Annotated in this window: 21 protein-coding genes and 2 pseudogenes; 8 read left to right on the top strand and 15 right to left on the bottom strand. The window is 50.0% G+C overall.

The genetic code is table 11. The annotated features are described in order from the left end of the window. Nucleotides 1–48 precede the first annotated feature (48 nt). The 6 genes and pseudogenes from MPB2EB_RS03570 to MPB2EB_RS03545 all read left to right on the top strand — a co-directional run. Nucleotides 49–378 carry a hypothetical protein gene (locus MPB2EB_RS03570; protein ID WP_185182481.1) on the top strand — a complete coding sequence of 110 codons (330 nt, stop codon included), beginning with the start codon at nt 49–51 and terminating at the stop codon, nt 376–378. After that, the gene (gene tnpB / locus MPB2EB_RS03565; protein ID WP_198422345.1) at nt 378–734 is read left to right on the top strand and encodes an IS66 family insertion sequence element accessory protein TnpB; all 357 of its coding nucleotides are present in this window, start codon (nt 378–380) and stop codon (nt 732–734) included. Before MPB2EB_RS03570 ends, tnpB begins: the two co-directional genes overlap by 1 nt. A 165-nt stretch (nt 735–899) precedes the next feature. Next, on the top strand, nt 900–2,423 hold the full coding sequence (locus tag MPB2EB_RS03560; protein ID WP_370576627.1) for an IS66 family transposase: 1,524 nt from the start codon (nt 900–902) through the stop codon (nt 2,421–2,423). 524 nt (nt 2,424–2,947) lie between these two features. Then, entirely contained in the window at nt 2,948–3,484 is a 537-nt protein-coding gene (locus tag MPB2EB_RS03555) for a hypothetical protein (protein ID WP_185182479.1), read from the top strand. Nucleotides 3,485–3,663: 179 nt separating this feature from the next. Next, nucleotides 3,664–3,837: a hypothetical protein gene (locus tag MPB2EB_RS03550; RefSeq protein WP_185182478.1), complete on the top strand. Its 174-nt coding sequence runs from the start codon at nt 3,664–3,666 to the stop codon at nt 3,835–3,837. A 227-nt stretch (nt 3,838–4,064) separates the two neighbouring features. Then, a pseudogene (locus tag MPB2EB_RS03545) lies at nt 4,065–4,334 on the top strand (IS481 family transposase); the annotation flags it as partial. A gap of 273 nt (nt 4,335–4,607) precedes the next feature. Here the strand turns inward: MPB2EB_RS03545 and MPB2EB_RS03540 are convergent. The 6 genes and pseudogenes from MPB2EB_RS03540 to MPB2EB_RS03515 form a co-directional block, all read right to left on the bottom strand. Beyond that, nucleotides 4,608–5,747, bottom strand: a complete 1,140-nt coding sequence (locus MPB2EB_RS03540) for an ATP-binding protein (protein ID WP_232534507.1) — start codon at nt 5,745–5,747, stop codon at nt 4,608–4,610. Nucleotides 5,748–5,864: 117 nt separating this feature from the next. Next, nucleotides 5,865–7,469 (bottom strand): annotated as a pseudogene (locus tag MPB2EB_RS03535) (hypothetical protein); the annotation flags it as partial. A 381-nt stretch (nt 7,470–7,850) separates the two neighbouring features. Next, nucleotides 7,851–9,434, bottom strand: coding sequence for a glutamine-hydrolyzing GMP synthase (gene guaA, locus MPB2EB_RS03530; protein WP_185182476.1), 1,584 nt, complete (start codon nt 9,432–9,434; stop codon nt 7,851–7,853). 6 nt (nt 9,435–9,440) lie between these two features. Continuing rightward, on the bottom strand, nt 9,441–10,901 hold the full coding sequence (guaB, locus tag MPB2EB_RS03525) for an IMP dehydrogenase (RefSeq protein WP_185182475.1): 1,461 nt from the start codon (nt 10,899–10,901) through the stop codon (nt 9,441–9,443). A 79-nt stretch (nt 10,902–10,980) separates the two neighbouring features. After that, a complete protein-coding gene (locus tag MPB2EB_RS03520; protein WP_185182474.1) occupies nt 10,981–11,298 on the bottom strand; it encodes an RnfH family protein in 318 nt (105 codons plus the stop codon). After that, a complete protein-coding gene (locus MPB2EB_RS03515) occupies nt 11,282–11,722 on the bottom strand; it encodes a type II toxin-antitoxin system RatA family toxin (protein ID WP_185182473.1) in 441 nt (146 codons plus the stop codon). The genes MPB2EB_RS03520 and MPB2EB_RS03515 overlap by 17 nt, the downstream gene beginning before the upstream one ends. A gap of 103 nt (nt 11,723–11,825) precedes the next feature. Between MPB2EB_RS03515 and smpB the strand changes: the two genes are divergently transcribed. Beyond that, a complete protein-coding gene (smpB, locus tag MPB2EB_RS03510) occupies nt 11,826–12,272 on the top strand; it encodes an SsrA-binding protein SmpB (protein ID WP_185182472.1) in 447 nt (148 codons plus the stop codon). 424 nt (nt 12,273–12,696) lie between these two features. On the opposite strand, the gene MPB2EB_RS03505 is transcribed toward smpB, so the two are convergent. The 4 genes from MPB2EB_RS03505 to ppsA all read right to left on the bottom strand — a co-directional run bounded on the left by MPB2EB_RS03505 (nt 12,697) and on the right by ppsA (nt 17,815). After that, nucleotides 12,697–13,830, bottom strand: a complete 1,134-nt coding sequence (locus MPB2EB_RS03505) for a hypothetical protein (protein ID WP_185182471.1) — start codon at nt 13,828–13,830, stop codon at nt 12,697–12,699. Nucleotides 13,831–14,000: 170 nt separating this feature from the next. Further along, on the bottom strand, nt 14,001–14,924 hold the full coding sequence (locus MPB2EB_RS03500; RefSeq protein ID WP_185182470.1) for an SPFH domain-containing protein: 924 nt from the start codon (nt 14,922–14,924) through the stop codon (nt 14,001–14,003). Nucleotides 14,925–14,949: 25 nt separating this feature from the next. Then, nucleotides 14,950–15,381 carry an NfeD family protein gene (locus MPB2EB_RS03495; RefSeq protein WP_185182469.1) on the bottom strand — a complete coding sequence of 144 codons (432 nt, stop codon included), beginning with the start codon at nt 15,379–15,381 and terminating at the stop codon, nt 14,950–14,952. Between the two features lie 46 nt (nt 15,382–15,427). Then, nucleotides 15,428–17,815, bottom strand: coding sequence for a phosphoenolpyruvate synthase (gene ppsA / locus MPB2EB_RS03490; RefSeq protein WP_185182468.1), 2,388 nt, complete (start codon nt 17,813–17,815; stop codon nt 15,428–15,430). Between the two features lie 135 nt (nt 17,816–17,950). Between ppsA and MPB2EB_RS03485 the strand changes: the two genes are divergently transcribed. Continuing rightward, entirely contained in the window at nt 17,951–18,766 is an 816-nt protein-coding gene (locus MPB2EB_RS03485; protein WP_185182467.1) for a pyruvate, water dikinase regulatory protein, read from the top strand. Nucleotides 18,767–18,872: 106 nt separating this feature from the next. Here MPB2EB_RS03485 and MPB2EB_RS03480 read toward each other — a convergent pair whose 3' ends face one another. The 5 genes from MPB2EB_RS03480 to fabZ are packed head-to-tail and all read right to left on the bottom strand — an operon-like array spanning nt 18,873 to nt 22,796. Further along, nucleotides 18,873–19,661: an RNA methyltransferase gene (locus tag MPB2EB_RS03480; RefSeq protein WP_185182466.1), complete on the bottom strand. Its 789-nt coding sequence runs from the start codon at nt 19,659–19,661 to the stop codon at nt 18,873–18,875. After that, a complete protein-coding gene (gene rnhB / locus MPB2EB_RS03475) occupies nt 19,658–20,284 on the bottom strand; it encodes a ribonuclease HII (RefSeq protein ID WP_185182465.1) in 627 nt (208 codons plus the stop codon). Before rnhB ends, MPB2EB_RS03480 begins: the two co-directional genes overlap by 4 nt. Before the next feature lie 25 nt (nt 20,285–20,309). Then, the gene (gene lpxB, locus MPB2EB_RS03470) at nt 20,310–21,509 is read right to left on the bottom strand and encodes a lipid-A-disaccharide synthase (RefSeq protein ID WP_185182464.1); all 1,200 of its coding nucleotides are present in this window, start codon (nt 21,507–21,509) and stop codon (nt 20,310–20,312) included. Between the two features lie 4 nt (nt 21,510–21,513). Beyond that, a complete protein-coding gene (lpxA, locus tag MPB2EB_RS03465) occupies nt 21,514–22,299 on the bottom strand; it encodes an acyl-ACP--UDP-N-acetylglucosamine O-acyltransferase (protein ID WP_185182463.1) in 786 nt (261 codons plus the stop codon). Nucleotides 22,300–22,331: 32 nt separating this feature from the next. After that, nucleotides 22,332–22,796 carry a 3-hydroxyacyl-ACP dehydratase FabZ gene (gene fabZ / locus MPB2EB_RS03460; RefSeq protein WP_185182462.1) on the bottom strand — a complete coding sequence of 155 codons (465 nt, stop codon included), beginning with the start codon at nt 22,794–22,796 and terminating at the stop codon, nt 22,332–22,334. Nucleotides 22,797–22,811 lie beyond the last annotated feature (15 nt).

The following is a 22,811-nucleotide window of genomic DNA, read 5'->3' as shown; positions in this document are numbered from 1 at the left end:
AAATGATCCACAGCGATACTTTCGCTTTCGAACTTAAGAATGAGCGATATGGCCAAGAAGACATTAAGCGCCAAGATTTGGTCAGAGCATTTGTTATCAGCGAGAAAAGAAGGCCTGTCCTTGAGTGATTATGCCAAGCGAGAAGGGTTATCCAGAAAAGCGCTGTATTACTGGAAAAAAAAGTTGAGTGTAGTTGGAGAAAGAGTAGAGCCAAAGCAAGAAAGCAAATTTGTGTCGCTGCGGGTGTCGGAGAAGACAAGTGAGCCGCGCCTGTGCAGCAGCCTAATTCTGGCCTCAGGGGTGAGGCTAGAGTTATCAGGGGTGCCGTCCCCGGAATGGCTGATAGCGCTGGGTCGTGCAGCGCAAGGAGTGCGCTAATGCATCCAGGCTGTGAGATTGAGCAGGTCTATCTGTGCCAGGAGCCGGTTGATTTCAGGAAAGCGATCAACGGATTGAGTGCGCTGGTGGAACAAGAGTTGGGTCTTAACCCGTTTGGAGAAGCCCTGTATGTATTTGTGAATCGGCAGCGCACGAAGCTGAAAGTATTGTACTGGCATCGGAATGGATTTTGCCTATGGCTCAAACGGCTTGAATCGGAGAGATTTGCTTGGCCACGAGATGCACAAGGGGCGACACAAACAATAAGCGTACAGGAGTTTGAGTGGTTGCTGGAGGGTTTTGATCTGTGGCGAAATAAACCGCATAAAACGCTTTATTTTAATACGATTGCATAGGGGAAATTGTTAAAATACGGCATGCTTGAAAGCCCTGCCAAAGAATCGAATGTATCCCTAGAGTTTGATCTACCGGAGATCAAGCTGCCGGAGGTATTGCCCACGGATGTGGCAGGACTCACGGCGCTGTTGCACACGCAAGAGAAAGCCAGCAAGACGTTGTGGATGGAAGCCCAGAGCAAATTGGTCGAAACACAGAGCGAGTTGATCGAAGCGCAGAACGAATTGATCGAGGTGCAAGAGAAATTTAAGCGCCTGATCGAGCAAATTGTGCTGTCGCGGCGACGCATGTTTGGGCCCAGTAGTGAAGCCAGCGGCCAGGGCCGTTTGTTTGATGAGGCCGAGGGATTAGCCCAGGCGAGCACAGAGGCGCAGGAGATTGCCCCGCTGCCGGCCCAGTCAGAACGTAAAGATAAGCCGGCGCGTGGTAAGCGGGGTCCATTACCTGCGGAACTGAAACGCGTTGAGGTGGTGCACGAGGTGCCCGAAGCCGAGCGCAGCTGTGCCTGCGATACGCCCATGGTGGAAATTGGACAGGACGTGAGCGAGCAACTCGACATTGTGCCGATGCAGATACGCGTATTGCGCCATGTTCGTAAGCGCTATGGCTGCCCGAGCAGCCTTCATGCTCCAGTTACAGCGCCCTTGCCGCCCCAGCCGCTGCCTACGAGTAACGCAAGTCCGAACTTCCTGGCGATGCTGTTGACCGTTAAATTCGTCGACGGCTTGCCGCTGACCCGTTTCGCCAAGGTGCTGGATCGGCACGGTATGCCTGTGCCGACCCAGACCCTGGCGCGCTGGGTGATCGGTTGTAGCGCGGTGTTACAGCCGTTGCATAATTTGATGCGCGATACCTTGCTTGAAAGCGCTGTGCTGCATATAGATGAAACCGAGGTGCAGGTGCTTAAAGAACCGGACAAAAGTCCCACTTCGAAATCCTACATGTGGGTGCAAACCGGAGGGCCGCCTGGTAAGCCCGTGGTGATTTACGACTATGATCCTCGTCGAAACAAGGAGGTCCCGGTACGCTTGTTGCATGACTATCGCGGTTATCTGATGACGGATGGCTACGAGGGTTATAGCAAACTGGCCCAAACTGAAGGGGTCGAGCGGCTGGTTTGTTGGGCGCACGTGAGGCGGCGTTATGTCGACGCAGTTAAAGTCCAGCCCAAAAGCAAACGGGGTCATGCTGACGAAGCCGTTACCCTGATTGGTGAGCTCTATCACATTGAACGTCTTCATAAAGACGTGGATGATGAGACGCGCTGGCTTGCGCGTCAGAAGCAAAGCCTACCGATTCTTGAGAAGCTCCACACCTGGATGGAAAGGCTTGTGCCTGGTGTGACGCCGAAGAGTGCACTGGGTGAAGCGCTGTCCTATATGCGGAATCACTGGGGGATGCTGACACGCTATACCGAGCGAGGCGATTTGCCGATCGACAATAACCGCTGCGAGAACGCGATCCGCCCGTTTGTGATCGGTCGAAAGGCGTGGCTGTTCAGCCGTACCACAGCCGGTGCCCATGCCAGTGCTGTCATCTACTCGCTGATCGAAACCGCTAAGGCCAATGGTTTGGAACCCTACACCTGGTTGTGTTGCGTGCTGCATGATTTGCCCGCTGCAAAAACCGTTGAGGAGATCGAGACCCTGCTGCCTTGGAATTTTAACCCCCAGCGCACTCTCCTTTAGCTCCCGTTTATTCTTGGCAAAGTGAGCTAATGCTATACGGCCCGGCCAAATCTTGACTTCCATCTTTACCCTTACTCCGCCTATATTTAATTGGATGAAAGTATCGCTGCTGCCCATTCAGGCTACAAGCCTGGGGATCGTGGCGTTCTTACAGCCAACCAGCAAATATCACAAAAATAGAGGAAAAATTACAGTATTTCTTTGGGAAAGCAACAGGAACAAAGCACAGTACTGATCGCTCTATAGGAATGCTCCGCGAGCTTGAAAAAATCGGGCTATCCGATACTCCTGCCGCTCGGCAACACCTTGCTCAATCTATTTTAGATAGCTTATGGTAACCCAAAAAATATTGCAAAAATTGAAAAAGATGGTCAAATAGTACGTGTAGTACGTGAGTCGATGCTCATGGGGCCGCGTGGTGGTGCGACGCTCCAAACAACTTGGGAAGGTAACCTCCTGACAACAGGAAAGATATTTAAATCTGAGGGTGGTCGGTACATCCACAAACCAAGAATAGGAAAACAATGACGATTTCTATTAGTGAATCTTTTGGTCGCGTAAGCGACCTTGAGTACGAACTCAAGAATAAGCACAAAAAGTGGCTAATCTTAGGTACTAAGCAACAAGTAATTAATGAGTGTTACGAGCTTGAATCTGACTCAAATGAGCTTAATTTTGGGCTTGGTTTGGCAATTTCAAGTATGCTTGAAAAGCCTAAGTTGCTACTTGTCGAAAATCAACAAACCCTTTATGTAGGCTTTGATTCTTATCTTGCGGCGGTTCCTATTGTCCAACAATCTTCAACGATTAAAAGCTACGTGTCATGGCTAAGTGGAGATTTTTTTGATATGGCCCTATTAAAAAATGGGAACCTCTGCGTCGTTTATGAAATAGGCGCATTGCTTGTCAAGAAAGACTTAACAGAGATATGGCATGTTCCCACAGACATTATTTCAGATTGGGTAATTAATGATGAACAAGGGATACTTTCATTGACCGAAATGGATACAGGGAAAGTTATAAATATTTCAACCTCGACAGGTGCTATTTTGCCAGCTTGAGTAACGCTGGAGCAAGAAAATGAATACTAGAGAAAGTTCACTTTTAAAAACAGTTATTTCTAAACGCAATCTTGAGCACTCTTACCTGCTTGCACAAGCTCTATGATTTGTTGACGAAATGCCGGTGGATACGGCGCTTTGCTTTGACGCATTACAGACTCCTTTTAGGTAGTTTAAAAGTGTCCGTCAAAGGTCGTCAACACCAATCAACGCAATCTCAACAAGCTGAAAAATGGGAGCCAAACGCCGAGGAAATGGCCGAAATCCACGCCCGTGATATGCCAGAAGTCAACGACGAATTAGCGCTAAAACCACATGCTCGTCGTGAGCGCACCTCGACCAACATAGAGTAAATATCAGCAAGCGCATTTAAGGCCCCCAACTATAGCCAATGACAACTGAAAGATACCGTCTTTCAAGTCAAGCTGCGTATTTCATCCTATCGTGACCGGTCATTTCAGATTTATCGTGACCGCTGATTACAGAATTATCGTGACCGATTTTGGATAAAATTTTTGAAATCGGCAAGCTAGAAATGATCGGCGATTTGATAAGACTGTAGGCAAGTCGTGACCGATTTGGAGTAGAAGCCCTGTTGGATGCTAATCGTAGAAAACCTAATCTCAAAAATCGTGTTGAAGAAGCCACTGAAATAGCCGTGGCTGAGTCCGCTCTGGACCAACCCGCTTTTGGGCAAATCCGAGTATCGCACGAGCTGCGTAAGCGCGGTATTTTTGTTTCTCCATCTGGTGTTCGGTCTATTTGGCTGCGCCGCGACTTAGAATCGTTTAAAAAGCGCTTGCTCGCACTGGAGCAGCACATTGCTAAAACAGGTGATGTTTTAATAGAATAAGTCTGAAGAGTTGTATTTAAAATAGAGACTGTCAAACAGCGACCAAAATATGCTGACTCATCGTTATTAAAATTTTTCACCCTATTCAATTCAAGTCAACATATAGAGCGTTAATCCAAACTGAAAACTTGTCTTGAGCGACGTCCAGATTAAGAGAGTGCCAATACTTTCTTTGTTGTGGAATCCAAGCAATCCATATCCCGCTGCTGCGAACCCGTGAACAAATCAGCAGGTACGTGCCACGACATGCGCATTTTTCAATCTGCTACATCAAGTCGCCTGCGCGTGGCGAGCAGGAATCGACACATTCAGGTAGTCGTCAGTCAATACAAACTCGGCATCCTTGCCTGCGTAATCCTTTGTCAAAGGAACAATCTTGCGACGCACACCCATTCCGCGAGCATCAACGTAGCCATAGTCGCGCATGATCTCCACAATGATCGGATTGCGTGGCGACCGCTGTCCAGCCAACATTTTCTCAATGGTCATCGAATTTTGTAACGCGCCGGGGCTGGTCACTTCAAGGAGATTCAAGTAGTTGACTACCTCAACTTCTACCGGGCGGGTCCAATCGCGGTGAACAAGTGCATTAAGTAGCGCTTCACGGATTGCATCGAAGGGGTAGCGGTAACTTGATTCTCGGCGCAGCCCTTCGTTAATCTCGCTGGCCTCTTCGGAGATAAACGGGCGCATTCGATCAATCAGGCGTTCCAGCAGCCCATCTTCCACAATGTTACGTCCCGCCCCTGGCCTGCCCTCCCACAGGGCAACCAAAGGACCATCAAGCACGGTGTCATCCTGCGCTTGGTAATCCTTCATATCGCCCGCAAAAAACATCCACCGAACCCCTGCGTAGCGCAGACAACGGCGCGGGCTGCGCCCAAAAAGTACCAAGCCGGCAATTGTGCATGCAGCAGGGCCGTCAGGGCGGCCAACCATGAAGCCCAAGCCGGTCAACCGCTGCTCCCATTCTTCGGCAGATTGCGGTGCCATCTGATCGCCTGCGAGATTGACCAGGTAATCACTAAGGCGCGCCTGATCCAGATCATCCAGGTTGCTGCCGGATACAGGCAAAACCTCGGCATGCAGCATCCCGCAACTTTCAAACAACCGAGCTTGCTGCTCCCTGGTCGCCAGGCGCGATGTGCTGCCAACGCGAACGTAAATTTCCTCGCGATTGTTGTTGCGCACTACATAGGGCTTGGCGATACCCTGAGTAAGCGAAATGACTGCCACGCGTTTAGCATCTTCAAACAACACCTCTTCGTAGAACGGCATGGCCAGCGGATGCACATATCGGCCAAATACCGTATCCATCACCCACGTTTCCAGGTCAGCACGCTGAATGCCGCTGATGGTGCCATCATCCTCTACACCCAGAAGCAATTTACCGCCCTGAAAATTAAGCAGCGCAACAATCTCTTTCGCCAGTTGCTCTGGACGCAGATCATCTCGTTTGAACTCTACCCCAGTTTTCGCCGTTGGCGATGATTTCCAGTAATTCAGATTTCAACATAAGCCATCACCTCAAAACTCGTATTTTTCTTTGCGTTGGATAAACGCATCTCGCCCACCTTCGAGGATGTTAGCCACCTGATCGCGAATGACGGGTACATCAATCGAACCCTGGGCATCAAAGCTCAATGACCCGTGATTTTCAACTGCCGTGAATACACCGATCCACTCGGCGTCACCAAATACCGGAATATTGGCATTGTGTGTGGCGAATAAAAATTGACGACCGGTTTTCGCCGCGCGCAGTTCGTGGACGATATGCTCGGCAATAAAAGCGTTGTCCAGATTGTCTTCGGGCTGATCCATGATGAGCGGATCGACATTTTCCAATAACAGCATGTGCAAGATTGCGGTACATTGCTGACCAGTCGATAGCTTGTTCAGTGGCCGGAAATTAACCGCCGTCTGTCCATGCGACACATTCAGAAAGATGTCTATCCGGTGATCAAGTTCTAGCGCATCCAGTTCCATCAGACGAGACGCGGGTAGTCTCGTCAAAGCATCCGCGACCAAAGGCGTTAGCCCCCAATGGGCTTGAAGCTCTGCTGAGCCGCTGCGGATAGCTTGCGCCAATGCCGATGGGCTAATAGCATCCCACTCATCGATCCAAGACAATCGTTTTTCCCCTACGCCATCAAGTTTGCTATCTAGTAGAAAAATCTTCAGGGGTGTTCGATCTGCCTCGGCCACTACGTCTACTTTCAATTTTCCGTCCAGGCGGCGATTCAGCTTCTTGGCCGCACTCTGTAAGCTCTTAGTACGCTGATCGCGAAGATCAGACAGCTCCGCGAGTAGATTTCGACGCTCCTGCTGTTGGGACTCAAGCAGTTTATCGTGATTGGCCACGCGAGTTTCAAGCGGCTTGATACGCTCGATGTCCTGTAACAGCCGCTGATAAGCCGTTCCTACTTCCTGGCCGCTTTTCCCCGCTGTCGTCGGAAGGCTGCGCAAAGCTTTTTCCAACTCTGCTTCACCTTGCGCAATTGACTGCTGCCATAAGGCAAGTTGCGCCGTTAATTGCTGCTCACCGATTGCCAATTCAGATGTCAATTCAGTGAAGCGGCGTTCAAAATTCTGGCGCAGTTTATCCAGAATTGCCCGCGCCGGACTGAGCAACGCAGCATTTGGCAACCCTTCCAAAACTTTGTCGCTGATGAAAGTCAGGCCGGGCAAATTGTCGCAAAGGCTCGCCACGCGATCCTTCAAGTGCCGGATTTCTTCTTGGGTGCGCTCGACAATTTGACGTTCTCGCGCAAACAGCGGGGTCTTGGCAAGTTTCTCCTGAGTCCCCAGTGCTTGGAAGCCTTGAAGTTGCTCAACCAGTTTGGGCAAGCGTCCAATATGGGCCTTCAGATCATCAACCTCTCCCAACGTCTTGACCAGTTTTTGCTGGTTTTCTTGCAAGCGCTTCTTCAGAGTGGCGTTGTGCTGCGCGTAATCGCCATCATTAGGTAAAAAGCGATCCAGCAACTGAATCCTACTCTGCTCGTCTTGCGCCAGCTCGTAGATTTCATTCTGGCCGTAAATGTCGATCCCCGGCAATAGATCACGTGGTTGTAAGGTCGAGACATTGCTGCTCCCGTCAGACACGACTTCACGCACGATGGGCATTTTGCCAGCAGCGCCTGGTTATAATCGGCCTCACTCATGCCGTGCTCGCTGCCCCGGTAGGCACTGTTGTAGCCAACCAGGCACCTGCAAGGCGCAACGCCAGAAGCGGGCATACGTGTATTGATCGCTCATTTCCTTCTCCCCGCTAAGCTGCCGTAAGTGGGTGTCAATATGGGATACATCATCAGCTCGCCAGTTTCTCAAGCGCGCTCACCACCCCAAGCTGCACTCGATCGCCGCTGCCAGTCTTCTTTGTTTCAGCCGCCAAGTAGAGCGTCGTGTCATTGCTGTACAAAATGGATATCTTTTGAGAAAAAAGCCCGCAGCAATGCGAGCTTAAATGGTTTCTCGTGACTTCTAGGTATTAACTGTCACTGAGTGGCTAGGTCACTCCCACTCAATGGTCGCCGGCGGCTTACCCGAAATATCATAAACCACACGATTCACGCCACGCACTTCATTAATGATCCGGTTTGAGATCTGGCCCAATAATTCATGCGGCAGGTGCGCCCAATGTGCGGTCATAAAGTCTTGCGTTTGCACCGCGCGCAGCGCCACAACATATTCATAAGTACGCGCATCCCCCATTACACCAACGCTTTTAACCGGCAGAAAAACCGCAAACGCCTGACTGGTGAGTTCATACCATGACTTGCCTGTGTGTGGATCGATCGTATTGCGCAATGCATCAATAAAAATTGCATCGGCCTGCGCCAGCAAAGCAGCATATTCGCGTTTAACTTCACCTAAAATCCGCACGCCTAACCCTGGACCCGGGAATGGATGACGATACACCATTGATGCCGGCAAGCCCAGTGCAATGCCTAATTCGCGCACTTCATCTTTGAACAATTCACGTAAAGGCTCAAGCAACTTTAAATGCAAGGTTTCGGGTAATCCCCCTACATTATGATGGCTTTTGATTTTAGCTGCGCCAGGCTTGTTGCTCCCTGCCGATTCAATCACATCTGGATAAATCGTACCTTGCGCAAGCCATTTTGCATCAACCAACTGCTGCGCTTCGTGCTGGAATATTTCAACAAACTCCGCGCCGATAATTTTACGTTTTTGCTCAGGATCAGTTACGCCGGCCAGCTTCTGCAGAAAAGTTTCGCTTGCATTGACATGGATAACATTTACCCCCAGATGACTCGCAAAGGTCTCCATGACCTGCTCTGCTTCATTCAGCCGCAGTAGGCCATGATCAACGAATACGCACGTCAGTTGCGCGCCAATTGCCTTATGCAGTAAAGCTGCCGCCACCGAGGAATCTACCCCGCCAGAAATGGCTAAAATCACCCGCTCGCGACCGACCTGCCGACGAATCCATTGTATGGCTTCTCCGACATAATCACCCATAATCCAATCTGCACACGCGCCACAGGCCTCACGCACAAAACGCGTAAGAAGCGCTTTGCCCTGCGGGGTATGGGTCACTTCTGGATGAAACTGAACCCCATAAAAACGCTTAGCATCATCTGCCATAGCCGCAATCGGACAGGCATCCGTCGACGCAATCAGCGTAAACCCGGGCGGCATGGCGTTCACTTTATCACCATGACTCATCCATACTTTAAGTACGCCTTGGCCCGCATCCGTATGAAAATCTTCCAGCCCGTGCAAAAGTTTGGCATGACTATGCGCTAGAATTTCTGCATAACCAAATTCTCCTACATGACCGTGCTCGACCTTACCGCCAAGCTGCTCAGCCATCGTCTGCATACCGTAGCAAATACCCAACACAGGCACGCCCAGCTCAAACACAATCTGCGGCGCACGCGGCGTATCCGCTCCGGTCACTGAGTTTGGACCGCCCGATAAAATAATGCCTTTGGGTGCAAAATCCCGAATAAAAGCAGGTTCCACATCACAAGGATGAATTTCCGCATATACATGAGCTTCACGCACGCGGCGCGCGATAAGCTGAGTAAACTGCGAACCAAAATCGAGAATTAAAATTTTGTCATGCATGTGCATTTATTCCACTTGATAGTTCGGCGCTTCTTTCATAATCTGCACATCATGCACATGCGACTCACGAATACCTGCCGAAGTAATTTCAACAAAATTAGCCTGTGCGTGCATCTCTTCGATGGTGCGACAACCACAATACCCCATGCTTGCGCGCACGCCACCCACAAGCTGAAATAAAATGGCGCTAACGCTCCCTTTATATGCAACACGGCCCTCAATGCCTTCTGGCACCAGTTTATCGATATTCGCCGAATTATCTTGGAAATAACGATCGGCAGCGCCATCTTTCATGGCACCCACTGAGCCCATCCCGCGATAAGATTTATAAGAGCGGCCTTGATATAGAAACACCTCACCCGGCGCTTCTTCAGTACCCGCCAACATGCCTCCCATCATCACGCTATGCGCGCCCGCAGCTAACGCCTTAGAAACATCCCCTGAATAACGCACGCCACCATCTGCAATCACGGGCACCCCAGTCCCGGCAAGCGCGGCAGACACATTGGCGATTGCCGAAATTTGCGGCACTCCAACGCCTGCCACAATCCGAGTCGTACAAATTGAGCCTGGGCCAATCCCTACTTTTACACCGTCTGCGCCATATTCAACCAAAGCGCGGGCTGCGTCAGCCGTAGCAATATTGCCCCCCACCACTTCAATCTGCGGAAAATGCTGTTTAACCCAGCGCACGCGCTCAAGTACGCCTTGGCTATGGCCATGAGCCGTATCCACTACCAGCACATCAACCCCGGCTTGCACCAGTAATTCAATACGCTCATCATTTTCTGGGCCGACCCCAACGGCAGCGCCAACCCGCAGTTTGCCCTGCTCATCCTTACAGGCATCCGGATGTTCCGTCGCTTTTAAAATATCTTTAACGGTCATTAGACCGCGCAATTCGAACGTCTGATTCACCACTAACACTCGTTCAAGGCGATGGTGATGCATCAACTCTTTAGCTTGCGCAAGGGGCGTGCCTTCCGGCACTGTAATCAAACGCTCAAGCGGCGTCATAATGGCGCGTACAGGCTCATCTAAGCGAGTTTCAAAACGCAGATCGCGATTGGTCACAATACCAATCAGTTTCATGCCTTCAACCACCGGAAAACCCGAAATGCCGTGCTGCCGTGACAGCGCGATCACCTCACGCACTTTGAGATGAGGCGGTACTGTAATTGGATCGCGCACAATGCCAGACTCAAAGCGTTTAACTTTCGCTACTTCACGGGCTTGCTCAGCCGCTAACAAATTTTTATGAATGATACCAATCCCACCAAGCTGAGCCATTGCAATCGCAAGCCGGCCTTCGGTCACCGTGTCCATAGCTGCAGACACCAGCGGCATATTTAACGTGATACGGCGGGTAAATTGGGTTTTAAGAGAGGTTTCTCGCGGCAAAACATTGGAAAACGCAGGCACGAGTAATACATCATCAAAGGTCAAGGCTTTCTGAAGAAGGCGCATAACATATCCTAGAGGCGCAAAAACGGATTATACGCGCAGCAACGCTTACCTAGCAATTACGCCCAATCATTTTTCTGTTTCAGGCGCGCCATCTACGGCCTTCAGGGTGCCCCCTGCGCGCCTTTTCTGCGCGCCGTTGCCGTGCTAGTTTGGGATCCACTTTTAAAGGACGGTAAATTTCAACTCGATCATGCGCCGCCAATACGGTCTCTAATGATTCAATTTTCCCCCAGATCCCAACCGCTTGCTGAGTTAAATCCAGTTCTGGATGGACCTGCGCAATACCCGATGCAGCAATCGCTTGGCGCACCGTTGCGCCGACTGGCAAGATCACCTTCAGCACCGTCTGACATTCAGGCAAGGCATAGCAAATTTCGATTTCAAGCTGGGAGACCATACTTAATTTGTGCACGCTTTACAAAAGATTCAACAAAAGAATTCGCAATATGATGGAACACTGGCCCAATCAATTTACCTAAGATCATACTTGCAAATTCATAATGCAATGAAAATTCGACCTTACAGGCATCCGCGCGGAGCGGCGTAAAACACCAGTAACCCGTGAATTTTTTAAATGGGCCATCGGCAAACACCATATCGATGCGCGTCGGCCGCTGTTGTGTATTACGCGTTGCAAAATGCAACTTGATCCCTTTAAAGTTGATATCAATCCTTGCTTTCATCCCGCGTTCGCTTTGCTCAAAGAGCTCAACCCCAGCACACCACGGCAAGAAATTTGGATAATCAGCAACCTCATTAACAAGGTCAAACATCTGTTCGGCCGCATAGCGCACCAAAACGGTTTTTTGAACATCCGGCATAAAAGTTTACTTAAAAAAATGCGCAGTCTGCGCAAATCAGCCAGCACAAGGTAAGCGGCTTTGTTAGAATGGTTATTTTAGCCGAAGCACGTTCCCTCTCATCATGAGTATCAGCAACAATAAAAAAGTACTCTTCGATTATTTCATTGAAGAGCGTTACGAAACCGGCCTTGTACTCGAAGGCTGGGAGGTAAAGGCTATCCGCGCTGGCCGCTCTCAGATCAAAGAAGGCTATGTCGTAATCCGCAATGCTGAACTCTTTCTAATCGGCGCACATATTAGCCCACTTTTAAGCGCTTCGACCCATATTCGGCCAGATCCCGTGCGCACTCGAAAATTGCTCATGCATAGAGCACAAATCAAACGGCTGATCGGTAAAGTCGAACAACGGGGTTATACGCTCGTGCCATTAGATTTGCATTACACGAAGGGGCGGGTTAAATGTGAAATTGGTTTAGCCAAAGGCAAGAAGATGCATGATAAACGGGAAACGGAGAAAAAGCGGGATTGGGAGCGGGAGAAAGCCAGGTTGATGCGTAGGGCTGGGTGAAAAAGCGACCTATTGGCAAAGCCGCTATGGAACTCTGCGACAGTGCTCAGAAAAAATATCAAAAAAGGTTATGAAGGGAGTATGAGCCCATTGCGCATTCTTTTTGCGCACACTGAAACCACGTCAAATTGAGGAATCGGTGATTTAATCCGAGACAGCCGCGGGGAGCAAATGCAGGTTAAAGGATCCACTCTATGCGCTTTACCCGATACACGGTTACACGAACGAGCCATGTAGAATTTGTAGCGGCTAAAGAAACCAAACCCGCTCATTGACTTGCCACCCAGAGGGCGTTGGGGGAGCCGTCGAAGCAAGAGTTCTGTACGATCAGATCAGAAACTAATACACCTTAGCAAAACAACTGGATCGGACAATACCGACAACCGATCCAGTTTTAATGGTAATAAAGCCAGCGTCCGTCAGATCACGAGCCAGGTTGTTGCGCCCGCGCCGCCGCCCTTTTTTCGGCCTTAGTACGCTTGGGGGATGATGATGTTCCTTCTGATGTTCCTTCAGTAGTCTCAGCCTCTCTCTGAGCTTGAGCATCTCTCTGAGCTTGAGCATCTCTCTGAGCTTGAGCATCTCTCTGAGCTTGAGCATCCCTCTGAGCTTGAGCATCCCTCTGAGCTTGAGCCTCTCTCTGAGCTTGAGCCTCTCTCTGAGCTTGAGCCTCTCTCTGAGCTTGAGCCTCTCTCTGAGCTTGAGCATCCCCCTGAGCTTGAGTATCCCCCTGAGCTTGAGTATCCCCCTGAGCTTGAGCATTCCGAGCAGCCATCTCAGCAAAAAAATCACGCCAAAGCTGTTGTCTCTTAGCACTATACTCATTAATAAGCTTAAGCTTCATTAACTCAGTCTGAACATCAATACTCTTAGCAGAAACAAACTCCTTCGGAATTTGCGTCGCGTATATACCTGGATGTGGCGCATCGATTATCACCAAGCAATCTTTTTGGGGGCCCCAAACGAAATATAAGTCTTCTTCCGATAGCTGGCGTACCGCTGTCTGGCCCTCTACTTGTACTACAAAATTCAATATACCATCTCGAATCAATTCCAACAGTACTTCTTCTGAGCCGATTCCACTCGGAAGATACACAGCTAATTTAGGTTGACGTGCCTGGCTGTTATAATCTATCCCGCTTAACTGTTTAATTTCAAACTGAAAAAGTCCATCTGCTCGACTTTCAGACGTCAAAGAAGCAAAATTTTCTGCATCCAATGCATCTGATTCTGTATAAATTAGCATGGAACGCATTCCATATAGCGCGGCATCACTTTCATATTCATGCCGATTAAGAATCTTAACCTCACCATCTTTAGAATATGTGCCACTTTGGTCATTTTGTAACCACTCTACAGTTCGGCCATCCTTAAGGGTAAAGGAATATTTTTGATTGATTTCTGCCTGCATAACACTTTGTGGTTGAGAATCGTTACTATCATTCCCACCGCCACCGCCACCGCATCCGCCGATCCAGCCCATCGCTAACAAACTTATCAAAACTCGTTTTTTCATGTTCTCTTCCGTAAAATTCAAGTACCAATCTTTATAAAACAATCGTGTCGGTCAGTCAGACATTAATAAATACCTACTATCAGCGCAAAAAACCAGTGGTTTATCACTCCCACAATCAATTTCTATTGATCATAGAGTAGTAGCACTAAATTTACAATCAATTACGCTTCTATTATTATGAATCTTGTAAAAAAACAACTATAGGCCTGCTCTCACTTTCCCTGCTTAAAGATCGACAACGCTGCCCCAATCATTGTACTTACTTCGCTCAAATTCGCTGGCACAATCAACGTATTGCCGGTCTTAGCCAGATTACCAAAGGCACTCACATATTGCTCCGCAACTTTCAAATTGACCGCCTCGGTACCGCCAGCCGATTGAATTGCATGGCCCACTTTTGCAATTGCTTGCGCATTTGCTTCGGCTACGGAGAGAATCGCCGATGCCTGCCCTTGCGCTTGGTTAATTGCAGCTTGTTTTTCACCTTCCGATTTTTGAATCGCGGCTTCGCGTGCACCAGTGGCTAGGTTAATTTGCTCTTGCCGTTTGCCTTCAGAGGCGGCAATCAATGCGCGTTTCTCACGCTCAGCCGTGATTTGCGATTGCATTGCATGTAATATTTCTTTAGGTGGCGTGAGATCTTTGATTTCATAACGCAATACTTTAACGCCCCAATTGGCCGCTGCTTCGTCTAAGGCTTCAACGATGCCGTGGTTGATGAGTGCGCGCTCTTCAAAAGTTTTATCGAGTTCGAGCTTGCCAATCACCGAGCGTAATGTGGTTTGCGCAAGTTGCGTGATGGCGAGGATATAGTTGCTTGAGCCATAAGAAGCTTTCATCGGGTCAGTGACCTGAAAATATAGAACGCCATCTACTTGCAATTGCGTGTTATCCCGCGTGATGCAAATCTGACTAGGCACATCGAGCGGAATTTCTTTTAAGATATGCCGATAGGCAACCCGATCAATAAAAGGGAGCACAATGTTCGCGCCTGGCGTTAGCGTTGCATGATAGCGGCCAAGCCGCTCCAGCACCCAAGCATGTTGTTGGGGCACAATTTTCACGGATTGCGCTGCAATTACAATCGCGATGATAAATATAATAAGCGCGAGGAAGCTGGTATCGACTAACATCATTTCTCCTTACAAATAAACCTGATGATTAACTACGTTTGGCCACAACAATCAAAAGATTGCCGCGCATTTCTTTAATTTCATACCATTCACCAGCTATATTCTCACCTGCTGCCAGTTCAACATCCCATTGCGCACCACGATACAATGCGCGCGCGCGGCGCCCTTGCCAAGCCTCAACTTGCAAGAATGCCCCTAGATCGAGGTTGTTACTGGGATTATTGAGCGCGTTGCGCCCTCTCGCCGCAGCGAGACGGGAACGGCGTAACAGTAGCAATGCGCTCAGCGCGACTGCAGCTGCCATGGCGAGCTGCTCGGTGACCGAAAATCCGAGTAAGGTCATCACGCCGCCGGCCAGACAACCCAGCGCAACCATTAATAGGTAAAAGGTGCCCGTGAGCAACTCGGCAATGACGAGCCCCCCGGCTAAAAGCCACCAGATCAGGCTTGCTTGCATCATAAAAGCTCCTTGATTAAGCTAAAAAGCGTAGGCACCTTTAAACCCTTTAATTCGTTTTCGCGAGCGCACGCCAAGTCTCGATGACTGTATCAGGATTGAGCGATAGTGACATGATGCCAGCGTCCATCAGCCATTGCGCAAAATCCAAATGATCAGATGGCCCTTGCCCGCAAATACCGACATATTTGTTTTGCCGTTTACATTCATCAATCACGCGGCTTAGCATAAACTGTAGAGCCAAGTCGCGCTCATCAAAATCTTGCGCCAGCAATGGCATGCCAGAATCTCGGTCCAGTCCAAGCGTGAGCTGGGTCAAGTCGTTTGAGCCAATTGAAAAACCGTCGAAATATTGCAAAAATTCAGCCGCCAAAATCGCATTCGATGGAACTTCGCACATCATAATTAGGCGTAGGCCATGCGCACCGCGTTTTAGGCCAAATTGCGCCAGCAGCGCCACCACACGCTCGGCCTGCGCCAGCGTACGCACAAAGGGTACCATGATCTCAACATTCGTCAGGCCCATTTCTTCACGCACGCGCTTAAGCGCAATACATTCCATCTCAAAAGCGGGGGCAAACGCATCAGAAATATAGCGCGCCGCACCACGGAAACCTAACATTGGGTTTTCTTCGTCAGGTTCATAGCGTGAACCGCCAATCAACTTTTTATATTCATTTGACTTAAAATCAGACAACCGCACGATAACCGGCTTTGGATAAAAAGCAGCGGCAATCGTGGCGATCCCTTCCGTCAATTTTTCTACATAGAATGCGCGTGGCGAAGCATAACCGCGAGCGATGCTTTCCACCGCTTTTTTGAGATCCGGTGCAACATTAGGATAATCCAGCACGGCTTTTGGATGCACGCCAATATTATTATTGATAATGAATTCGAGCCGCGCCAGGCCCACTCCCGCATTTGGCAATTGGCAAAAGTCAAAGGCCAGTTGTGGACTACCAACGTTCATCATGATCTTCACAGGCAAAGCAGGTAAATCACCCCGCTCAATTTCAGTGACTTCCATTTCAAGCAAGCCATCATAGATTTTGCCTTCATCACCTTCAGCACATGAAACGGTGACAAGCGCGCCATCTCGTAATAGGTCCGTAACCTCGCCACAGCCAACCACCGCAGGCACGCCTAATTCGCGTGCAATAATGGCGGCATGGCAAGTGCGCCCGCCTCGATTGGTGACAATAGCGGCAGCGCGTTTCATTACCGGCTCCCAATTCGGGTCTGTCATATCGGCGACCAGCACATCGCCAGGTTGTACGCGTTCAATCTCGCTCATATCGCGGATCACGCGCACTGGACCTGCGCCGATTTTTTGACCGATGGCTCGGCCTGTAGCCAATACTGGGGCAACATTTTTAAGTTTAAAACGTTGCTCACGTTTGCCATCAGCTTGACTCTTGACTGTTTCAGGCCGCGCTTGCAAGATATAGAGCTTGCCATCACATCCATCTTTGCCCCATTCAATATCCATCGGGCGGCCATAGTGCTGCTCAATAATCACTGCGTATTTGGCAAGCTGGATCACATCTTCATCGGTAATCGAATAGCAATTACGTTGCGTGACTTCTACATCCACTGTTTTGACCCGCTCCGCATCATCGGGGGGTGCGAATTCCATTTTGAGCAATTTTGAGCCAAGCGTACGGCGAATAATTGGGTCATGGCCGCTCGCTAACGTTGGCTTGAAGACGTAAAATTCATCAGGGTTCACCGCACCTTGCACTACGGTTTCTCCCAAGCCATAGCTTGAGGTGATAAATACAACGTCCTTAAAACCGGACTCGGTATCTAGCGTAAACATCACGCCAGCAGCGCCTACATCTGAGCGCACCATACGCTGGACTCCTGCCGATAAGGCAACCTCTGCGTGTGCGAACCCTTTATGCACGCGATATGAAATCGCGCGATCATTGTAGAGTGAAGCAAAAACATGTTTGATACGGTCCAGAATTGACTCGATGCCAACTACATTAAGGTAGGTTTCTTGCTGACCGGCAAACGAAGCATCTGGCAGATCTTCAGCCGTTGCTGAGGAACGCACAGCAAATGACAGTTCCGCCGCGTCTTTTTGCAGCACCTCAAAATGTTCTCGAATTTCGGCAACTAATCTGGCTGGCAACGGCGCGTCGATAATCCACTGGCGAATTTCACATCCAGCTACGGCGAGCGCTTTGACATCCTCTGTATCTAGATTTTGTAACCGCTGCGCAATGCGTGTGCCCAGATTATTGAGCTGTAGAAAATCACGAAATGCGTGCGCGGTTGTCGCAAAACCAGCCGGCACACTCACGCCAGCAAGTGTAAGCTGACTAATCATTTCACCCAATGATGCATTTTTACCACCGACGATCTCAACATCCGTCATGCGCAATTGCTTAAACGGCATCACGTAAGCATTGCTATCCACTGCCCTATTCATCACAGTCCCTAAAATGTAAAAAAGCTTTATTGACGCTCAAAAACCGCTATTCTACCGTGCTATGCGTGATCGCCCAACGGGCAATAACACAGCCTGTCCTATCTATGCTCTAAATTGACTGCAATACAACACACTATGCCACCTACTGCATTTATTGTTTCTGACGGAACCGGTATTACTGCCGAAACCTTTGCACACTCAATTCTTTCACAATTTGATTTGAAATTTCGTTTAGTGCGCGTACCTTTTGTTGACTCGCCGGATAAGGCTTATGCCGCGCTGAATCAGATCAACCACGCCGCTGAGCTGAGTGGCCGCCGGCCGATTGTTTTTACCACGTTAGTCAATGGCGAATCAAATGAGATTGTGAAACGCTCAAACGCCCTTGTGCTGGATATGTTCCAAACTTTTATCGAGCCGCTAGAGCACGAACTTAAAATTAAATCCAGCCATGCGATGGGACGCGGGCACCAAGCCGCAGATACCGAGGCTTATAAAAACCGGATTGAGGCGATCAATTTTTCTCTCACCCACGATGATGGCCAGTCCCACGTTAACCTTGAGGACGCCGAGGTTATTTTAGTAGGCGTCTCGCGCAGCGGGAAAACGCCAACTACACTCTATTTAGCCATGCAATACGGCGTAAAAGCAGCCAATTATCCGCTGATTCCAGAAGATTTTGAGCGCAGCAAACTGCCGACGCCCCTGCTCCCTCATAAGTCGAAAATTTTTGGCTTATCAATCGAAGCTAACCGGCTTGCGGAAATCCGCAATGAGCGGCGTCCTGGCAGTAAATATGCATCGCTTGAAAATTGCCGCTATGAAATCAATGAGGCCCAAGCGTTGATGCGCCGCGAAAATATTAAGTGGCTTTCTTCTACGCATAAATCAATCGAAGAAATCGCTGCGACTATTTTGCAGGAAATTAGGCTTGATAAACCATCGTATTAAATATTAAAGTCGTGCTCAATCACAGCATAAAGATAGCCAGGCGCGCCAGCAATATTTAAGGCATAGACAATATCTGTCTGCACAACATTTAAAACTGTGCTCGCAATTAAGCGTTGCGCTGCCGACGCTGCTCAAATAAACACACCGCGGCAGCCGCTGCAACATTGATTGACTCGATCTCCCCCACTTGCGGGATCGTTACGCAGTATCTAGCGTGTTCACGCCATACCGCGGAAACGCCTGCACCTTCGTTACCCCAAATCCAGGCGCAAGGCTTGGTTAGGTCTTGCTCGTAAATTGAAGCTGGGCTGTGCGAATCCGTGACGATTAACGGTATCGCAAAATGCGGCATGAGTTTTTCGATTTCAATTTCTGTAAAAATGTGCAGGAAAAAATGCGCGCCCATTCCCGCGCGCAATACTTTAGGAGACCAGGCATAAGCTGTACCTGGAGCACAGAAAATATATCGAACGCCAGCCGCCGCGGCGCTACGCAAGATAGAACCCACATTCCCCGCATCTTGCACGCCATCGAGAATCAAGCAATCCTGAGTCAGGTGTAACGGCAATTCTGGGGCTGGAATATCGATTAGAAAGATGACGTTGCCACACTGCGCCGCGCGCGCAAGGGTCGACAATTGCGCAAACAAGGTATCTGCTAGCACGACGATCCGCGCTGGGTCAATGCGCGCCATAATAGGCTGCAGAGGGTGCGCAGATAATGCACTCGCGGCGATCATACAGGCCCGCGGCTGCCCTAGCGTATCAAGGTAGGTAGTGGCTAAATGTAGCCCTTCAGCCAGCGCCTGGCCGGCGCGGCGATCACGGCGGACCGTGCCAGCAAGTTGCTTGAGTCGCTTAAAAAAAGGGTTATCGCGGGCTGTGATGGTTTTCATGCTTTATGGGTGCGTGCCACACCCTGCATGAGCGCTTTGCGCACTGGCGCAAACGAGCGGCGATGGTGGTGACATGGGCCATACTGCTTAAGGGCGGCAAGATGTTGCGCTGTGCCATATCCGGCATGAGCCGCAAAACCATATTCGGGATGCAGCGCATGCAATTCAAGCAGCATTCGATCACGGGTTACTTTGGCCAGAATAGAAGCGGCCGAAATCTCCGGCAGCAATGCATCCCCACGCACAATCGCTTCCGCTTGCATCTTTAAAGTTGGGCAACGATTACCATCAATCTTGGCGAGACTTGGCGTGATGGGTAGGGTTTCAACTGCGCGCTGCATTGCCAGCATGGTGGCGTACAAAATATTTAAACGGTCGATTTCTTCAACCGAAGCCGACGCGATACTAAAAGCGAGCGCGCGTTCACAGATTAATTCAAACAACACTGCGCGCTTTTTTGCACTGAGGGTTTTTGAATCAGCGAGCCCTTCAATCGGCCGTTTTGCATCAAGTATCACAGCGGCGGCCACTACCGGGCCGGCTAACGGGCCCCGGCCCGCTTCGTCAACACCGCAGATGAGCCGGCTTGGAGCATCTAGCGACCCGTCACAATGAGTTAGCATATTAAGATTATGGGCTTTAAGCAACTCACGAGCGACGCTGTCCGCCGCGTGAGGTTTCAATGAACTCAGCAATCGCGTCAGCCGCAACCACCGCTGAATCACACTTTAAGGTGTGGTGCATCTGGGTAAAAATGTCGGTGAGCCTAGCTCGATTTGCCGGATCATTGAGTTGATCCATCATGGCACGCGCGAGTGCCTCAGGCGTGGCATGATGTTGCAGAAGTTCAGGCACCACAAACCGGCCCGCGAGAATGTTAGGTAGCCCGACATAAGGCAGATAGCCTTGTCTTTTCATAATTTGGGCGGTGAGCCAAGGGACTTGATAAGAAATCACCATGGGCTTTTTGTACAGCGCGGCTTCTAAGGTGGCGGTGCCACTGGCAATCAACACAGCATCTGCAGCTTCTAATGCGCTATGTGAATCTCCCTCAAGCACCGTAATAGAAAGCTGTGGATGCGCGTCTAGCAGGGGTTGCAACTGGGCACGAATTGCGGCTGATGCGGCTGGCAAGATAAACCGTAGCCCAGGCTCAGAAGCTTGCATAAGCGCCATAGCCGCTAAAAAAGTCGGTGCGATCAGGGCGATTTCCGAGTGCCGGCTGCCCGGCAACACAGCTACGATCGGGCCTGCTTCAGATAAATTCAGACGGTGCCGAGCAGCGCTTGGGTTCGGCGTGAGCGGGATCACATCCGCTAACGGGTGACCCACATAGCGCGCAGTCACGCCTGCGCGCGCGTAAATTTCCGGCTCAAAGGGGAAGACGCACAGCATGAGATCTGTCGCCCGCTTAATTTTCTTGATGCGGGCACCGCGCCAGGCCCAAATCGAGGGGCTAATAAAATGCACGGTAGGAATGCCCGCGCGACGCAATTGTTCTTCAAGCCCAAGATTAAAATCCGGCGCATCAATGCCAACCAAGGCCGCAGGCGGCGCAGCAAATAGTTGGCGCTTCAAAGCACGGCGAATCCGCAGGATTTCAGGGATGCTGCGCAGAGCTTCAACATAACCACGCACCGCTAATTTCTCACTCGGCCAGCATGCGTCAAAGCCCGCCGCGATCATCTGCGGCCCGCCAATGCCAAAGTATCTATGTACTGCTGGCAAACGCGCTGCAAGCTGTTGGATAAGAGCCGCGGCGAGTAAATCTCCGGAAGCCTCACCCGCCACCATGGCTAAGCTGATGGGCGCAGGAGGCTGGTCAACTGGATGTATGCTGGACGCCATACGCTTAACGCACAATACCGCGCTGCGTACTAACGATAAAGGCTAATAACTCTTGCAAATAGGCATAGCCCTCGTCCGTTTGCGCCACTTCAGCGAGCTGGGTTTTTGCGTCTTCAAGAGAAAGACCGGCTTTGTATAGCGTTCGATAGGCAGCGCGCAGCGTGACAATTGCTGCATCGGTAAAGCCACGGCGGCGCAAGCCCTCAATATTAATGCCGTACGGCTTCGCCTTATCGCCCGCCGCTATGATAAACGGCGGTAAATCTTGGATGAGAACCGCAGCCCCTCCTAGCATTGAATATGCGCCAATGCGCACAAACTGGTGCACGCCAGCCATGCCGCCTAAGATCGCCCAATCGCCGACCTGCACATGCCCAGCGATTTGCGCATTGCTAGAGAAAATAGTATGGCTGCCAACGCTGCAATCATGGGCGATATGCACATAGGCCATGATCCAATTATGGTCGCCGATTTGTGTCACGCCACGATCTTGTACCGTGCCAGTATGAATTGTCGTGAACTCACGAATGGTATTGCTATTTCCAATTTCTAAACGCGTTGGCTCGCCCTTATACTTCATATCTTGGGGCGCGCCACCGAGTGCCGCATAATGGCCGATCTGGTTATTTTCGCCGAGCGTAGTATGGCCTTCAAGCACGCTATGAGAACCAATTTTTGTACCCGCGCCAATTTTAACGTGTGCGCCAATCACCGCATATGGGCCGATCTCGACGGTCTCGTCAAGCTGAGCACCCGGCTCAATGATTGCGCTACTGTGAATTTTTGTCATGCTGAATTGTTGTTTTGTTAAGCATTTGAGATTTAGGAATTATTTGCCGCGGGTTTAACCGTACACATTAAATTCGCTTCAGCCGCCACAACGCCATCCACCTCAGCACATGCGTTAAATTTCCAAATGCCCCGCAAATAACGCTCAAACTCTACCTTCAAAATCAATTGATCGCCCGGCTCGACTGGCCGTTTAAAACGCGCATTATCAATCCCGACAAAATAGTAAAGCGATTTAGCTGGGTCATATTCTTCTTCAGCAAAAGTTAAAAGCCCAGCCGTCTGCGCCAATGCTTCAAGGATTAATACCCCAGGCATGACCGGGCAAGCTGGAAAATGCCCCGTAAAATAGGGCTCATTGATGGATACATTTTTCAGCGCTTTAATGCGTTTATGCGGCTCAAGCTCTAAAACTCGATCGACCAGCAAAATCGGGTAACGATGCGGCAATAAAGTCAGGATCCGGTGGATATCGAGTTGAATGTTTTGGGTACTCATCAATTTCCTAAATAA

The organism is Mycoavidus sp. B2-EB (assembly GCF_014218255.1).
GTDB lineage: Bacteria > Pseudomonadota > Gammaproteobacteria > Burkholderiales > Burkholderiaceae > Mycoavidus.
Note: the sequence above shows the minus strand (reverse complement) of the source record. Positions and strands in the feature narration are given on the sequence as shown.

Coding starts and splice junctions, on each gene's coding strand:
- MPB2EB_RS03570 (WP_185182481.1), top strand. CDS start 49: ATGGCCAAGAAGACATTAAGCGCCAAGATTTGGTCAGAGCATTTGTTA.
- tnpB (WP_198422345.1), top strand. CDS start 378: ATGCATCCAGGCTGTGAGATTGAGCAGGTCTATCTGTGCCAGGAGCCG.
- MPB2EB_RS03560 (WP_370576627.1), top strand. CDS start 900: ATGGAAGCCCAGAGCAAATTGGTCGAAACACAGAGCGAGTTGATCGAA.
- MPB2EB_RS03555 (WP_185182479.1), top strand. CDS start 2,948: ATGACGATTTCTATTAGTGAATCTTTTGGTCGCGTAAGCGACCTTGAG.
- guaA (WP_185182476.1), bottom strand. CDS start 9,434: ATGCATGACAAAATTTTAATTCTCGATTTTGGTTCGCAGTTTACTCAG.
- guaB (WP_185182475.1), bottom strand. CDS start 10,901: ATGCGCCTTCTTCAGAAAGCCTTGACCTTTGATGATGTATTACTCGTG.
- MPB2EB_RS03520 (WP_185182474.1), bottom strand. CDS start 11,298: ATGGTCTCCCAGCTTGAAATCGAAATTTGCTATGCCTTGCCTGAATGT.
- MPB2EB_RS03515 (WP_185182473.1), bottom strand. CDS start 11,722: ATGCCGGATGTTCAAAAAACCGTTTTGGTGCGCTATGCGGCCGAACAG.
- smpB (WP_185182472.1), top strand. CDS start 11,826: ATGAGTATCAGCAACAATAAAAAAGTACTCTTCGATTATTTCATTGAA.
- MPB2EB_RS03500 (WP_185182470.1), bottom strand. CDS start 14,924: ATGATGTTAGTCGATACCAGCTTCCTCGCGCTTATTATATTTATCATC.
- MPB2EB_RS03495 (WP_185182469.1), bottom strand. CDS start 15,381: ATGATGCAAGCAAGCCTGATCTGGTGGCTTTTAGCCGGGGGGCTCGTC.
- ppsA (WP_185182468.1), bottom strand. CDS start 17,815: ATGAATAGGGCAGTGGATAGCAATGCTTACGTGATGCCGTTTAAGCAA.
- MPB2EB_RS03485 (WP_185182467.1), top strand. CDS start 17,951: ATGCCACCTACTGCATTTATTGTTTCTGACGGAACCGGTATTACTGCC.
- MPB2EB_RS03480 (WP_185182466.1), bottom strand. CDS start 19,661: ATGAAAACCATCACAGCCCGCGATAACCCTTTTTTTAAGCGACTCAAG.
- rnhB (WP_185182465.1), bottom strand. CDS start 20,284: ATGCTAACTCATTGTGACGGGTCGCTAGATGCTCCAAGCCGGCTCATC.
- lpxB (WP_185182464.1), bottom strand. CDS start 21,509: ATGGCGTCCAGCATACATCCAGTTGACCAGCCTCCTGCGCCCATCAGC.
- lpxA (WP_185182463.1), bottom strand. CDS start 22,299: ATGACAAAAATTCACAGTAGCGCAATCATTGAGCCGGGTGCTCAGCTT.
- fabZ (WP_185182462.1), bottom strand. CDS start 22,796: ATGAGTACCCAAAACATTCAACTCGATATCCACCGGATCCTGACTTTA.